We start from the raw sequence: 677 nt of genomic DNA on the forward strand, positions 1-677 counted from the left end.
CACCGCGAGCCCGCTCATCGCCCCTCCCCCATCAGGTGGTCCACCTGCTTCTGCGCGCGCCCCAGTGCCTCCTCGGGCGTGCGAATCCCCGCCACCGCCGCGGAGAACTCGCTCTGCAACACATCCGAAATCAGGTTGTAGTACGGCGTCACCGGCCGGGGCCGCGCGCGCTCCACCATCTCCCGCAGGCTCGCGATGAACGGTGAGCCCTGTTTCAACCTCGCATCGTCATACACCGCCGCCCTCGGCGGGTTGCGCGCGTAGTGCACCGCCAGCACCAGGTTCGCCTCCGGCGACGTCAGGTGCGCGATGAGCTTCTCCGCGAGCCTCCTGCGCTCCGGTGACACCTTCGCGTTCACCGCGAGCTGATACCCACCCAGCGTCCCGAACCCAGGCTCCCCGCTCACCGTGGGCAGGGGCGCCATGCCCACCTTCCCCCGAATCGGCGAGCCCTCCTTCTGCGCCTCGCTCCACGCATACGGCCAGTTGCGCATGAACACCGCGCGCCCCTCCTGGAACACGCGCCGAGCCTCCTCCTCGCCGAACCCCATCACCGTCTCCGGAGACACCCCGCGCGTCAGCAACCCGCGCAGATACCCGAGCGCCTCGCGCCCCGCCTCCGTGTCCAACAACACGCGCCCGTCCTCCCCCAACGCCTGCCCACCGTGCCCCCACAG

The 677-nt window shown here is 70.5% G+C and carries 1 protein-coding gene; it reads right to left on the minus strand.

Annotated features, from left to right (window positions below; translation table 11 throughout):
- Nucleotides 1-14 precede the first annotated feature (14 nt).
- Nucleotides 15-677 (minus strand): extracellular solute-binding protein (locus FL311_RS43485; protein ID WP_141333582.1); only part of this gene is annotated, 663 nt, incomplete at its 5' end.

Origin of the sequence: Myxococcus sp. AB025B, assembly GCF_006518215.1 — a bacterium.
GTDB lineage: Bacteria > Myxococcota > Myxococcia > Myxococcales > Myxococcaceae > Myxococcus > Myxococcus fulvus.